Here is a 3,136-nt window from a genome sequence, read left to right as displayed (position 1 = left end):
GGCGGCGGCGGCCAGCATGCCGCCGGCCAGCAGCCAGGCCGCCGCCTGCGGCCCCGCCGCCCCCACCAGCCACCCCGCCGCCACCGCCCCGCCGATGAAGGCCAGCGAGCCGGCGGCGCGCACCCGGGCGTAGTCCAGCCCCGGGGCGCGCAGCGCCAGCGCGTCGGTCAGCGGGATGATGGGCGCCACCCCCAGCCCGTGCAGCACCCGCGCCAGCAGCAGCAGCGCGAAGCCCGCGGCGGCGACGTAGCCCAGCGCCGCCGCCGCCGCCGCCAGCGCCGCCAGCGCCAGCACCCGCCGCGCCGCGCCGCCGCGGTCGGCCAGCCGGCCCAGCAGGGGCGCGGCCGCCACCTGGGTCAGCGTGCCCAGCGCCAGCACCCAGCCCACCTGCGTGGCCGACAGCCCGCCAGCGGCCAGGATGGCGGGCAGGAAGGGCATCATGGCGCCGAACCCCGCGAACTGCGCGGCATACAGCAGGGCGAAGGCGCGGGCGGGCGGCACGGGGCAAGCTTGCGCCGGGCGCGCATGGGTGCATAACCCCCCCATGTTCGACGCGCGCGTGAAAGCCATCCTGGGCCCCACCAACACGGGCAAGACCCACTTGGCGCTGGAACGGATGCTGGCCCACGCCTCGGGCATCATCGGCTTCCCGCTGCGGCTGCTGGCGCGGGAGAACTACGACCGCATGGTGGCCCAGAAGGGCGAGGCCAACGTGGCGCTGATCACCGGGGAGGAGAAGATTGTTCCCCCCGGGGCGCGCTGGTTCTCCTGCACGGTGGAGGCGATGCCGCTGGACCGCCGGGTGGAATGGCTGGGCGTGGACGAGATCCAGCTCTGCGCCGACCCCGACCGCGGGCACATCTTCACCGACCGCCTGCTGCACGCGCGCGGCCTGGTGGAAACCATGTTCATGGGCGCCGAGACCATCCGCCCCCTGCTGCAGCGCCTGGTGCCGCAGGTGGAGGTGGAGACGCGGCCGCGCCTGTCGCAGCTCACCCACACCGGCCCGGCCAAGCTGACCAAGCTGCCGCCGCGCTCGGCCGTCGTCGCCTTCTCGGCGGGGGAGGTCTACGCCATCGCCGAGGCCATCCGCCGCCGCCGCGGCGGCTGCGCGGTGGTGATGGGCCGGCTGAGCCCGCGCACCCGCAACGCCCAGGTCAAGATGTACCAGGACCGCGAGGTGGACTTCCTGGTGGCCACCGACGCCATCGGCATGGGCCTGAACATGGACGTGGACCATGTCGCCTTCGCCAGCCTCAACAAGTTCGACGGCCAGCAGGCGCGCGCGCTGTCGCCGCAGGAGGCGGCGCAGATCGCCGGCCGCGCCGGGCGCGGCATGCGCGACGGCACCTTCGGCTCCACCGCCGAATGCCCGCCCCTGCCGGACGAGATGGTGGACAAGATCGAGAACCACCAGTTCGAGCCCCTCCAGGCCCTGGCCTGGCGCAACAGCGACCTCGACTTCTCCTCGGTGGACGCGCTGCTGGACAGCCTGGCCGCGCCGGCGCCGCAGCCGGGGCTGGCCAAGGGCCACGACGCCACCGACCACATCGTCCTCGCCGCCCTGGCGCGCGAGGGGGACATCCGCGCCGCCGCCCAGGGCCGCGGCCGCGTCGCCCTGCTGTGGGAGGCGTGCCAGGTGCCCGACTTCCGCAAGCTGGCCGATGACAGCCACACCCGCCTGTGCGCGCGCATCTTCACCGAGCTGTCGGCGCAGGGCCGCCTGCCGCGCGACTGGATCGAGGGGCAGATCGCCGGCTGCCACAACACGGAAGGCGACCTGGACACGCTGATGGCGCGTCTGGCGCACATCCGCTCCTGGGCCTACATCGCCGCCCGCGCCGACTGGGTGCCCGAGGCCCCGGCCCTGCAGGAGGCCGCCCGCGCCGCCGAGGACGCGGTGAGCGACGCCCTGCACGAGCGCCTGACCGCGCGCTTCGTGGACCGCCGCGCCGCCCAGCTGATCCGCCGCCTGGACGACACCTCGGAGGAATTGCTCAGCGCCGTGACGCGCTCCGGCGAGGTGGTGGTGGAAGGCCACCCCGTCGGCACCGTGTCGGGCTTCGACTTCACCCCGCTGGAGGGGACGGGCGGCGAGGAGGAGCGCAAGCTGGTGCTGCGCGCCGCCCGCAAGGCGCTGGCGATGGAGATGCCCCGCCGCCTCGCCGCGCTGGAGGTCGCCAAGCCGGAGGCCTTCACCCTGACGCCGGAGAACGAGGTGCTGTGGGAGGGCGCGAAGGTCGCGCGCCTGAAGCCCGGCAGCGAGCCCGGCAAGCCCGCCATCGAGGTGCGCGAGAGCGAGTACCTGGACGGCGCGCAGAAGGAGCGCGTGCGGGTGCGACTGGCCGCCTTCGTGGAAGGCGCGCTGGCCAAGGAGCTGGCGCCCGTCGCCGCCGTGGAGGCCAAGGCCGCCGAGGACAGCGCCCTGCGCGGCCCCGCCTACCAGCTGCGCGAGACGCTGGGGCTGAAGCCCGGCGACACCCGGCAATCGGTCCCCAACGAGCTGAAGGTGAAGCTGAAGGCCATCGGCATCCGCGCCGGGCGCTTCGCGCTCTACGTGCCCGAGGTGCTGAAGCCGCGGCCGATGCAGATGCGCGCGCAGCTCTGGGCGCTCAGCCACGCCATCCCCACCCCGGCGTTGCCGGCGCCCGGGCTGGTCAGCGTGCCGGCGGACGGGGTGCTGGCGCTGTCCTGGCCGCCGGGCTTCCCGGAGATCATCGGCTGGGTGAAGGCCGGCCCGGTGTTCGTGCGGCTGGACGTGGCGGAGCGCGTGGCCGGCGAACTGGGCTACCTGACCCGAAAGGCCCCGGCGCCGCTGCCGCCGGAGACGCTGGGCAAGTTCGGCATCCGCGGCGACCAGCTGGGCGAGGTGCTGGGCGGGCTGGGCTTCCGGCTGGTGGTGCCCGCCCCGCTGGCCGAGGGGGTGGAAGGCCCGCCGGCGCCGACCCTGGTGGCCTGGGCCCGCCCCGAGCGCGCCCCCCGCCCCGAGCGCTTCCCGCGCGGCCCGCGGCGGGAGGATGCCGGCCGCCCCGGCCGCGAGCGCCGCCCGGCGGAGGGCCAGCCGGCCGAGGGCGCCCCGCCCGCCGAGGCACGCCTGTCCTGCGCGGCCGCAAAGCCACCGATGACGTTCCAGGCG

At 75.7% G+C, this 3,136-nt stretch carries 2 protein-coding genes; one reads left to right on the top strand and one right to left on the bottom strand.

Annotation, left to right across the window (positions count from 1 at the left end):
• Nucleotides 1-501: MFS transporter (locus ACI6QG_RS19490; RefSeq protein ID WP_407026246.1), on the bottom strand; the 501-nt coding region annotated here is incomplete at its 3' end.
• A gap of 43 nt (nt 502-544) precedes the next feature.
• On the opposite strand from ACI6QG_RS19490, the gene ACI6QG_RS19485 reads away from it, so the two are divergent.
• On the top strand, nt 545-3,136 hold a 2,592-nt coding region (locus tag ACI6QG_RS19485), incomplete at its 3' end, for a helicase-related protein (protein WP_407026245.1).

The sequence above is a fragment of the Sabulicella flocculans genome (assembly GCF_045449635.1).
Taxonomy (GTDB): Bacteria; Pseudomonadota; Alphaproteobacteria; order Acetobacterales; family Acetobacteraceae; genus Roseococcus.
The sequence above is the reverse complement of the archived record's forward strand: the minus strand, read 5'-3'. Positions and strand labels throughout refer to the sequence as shown.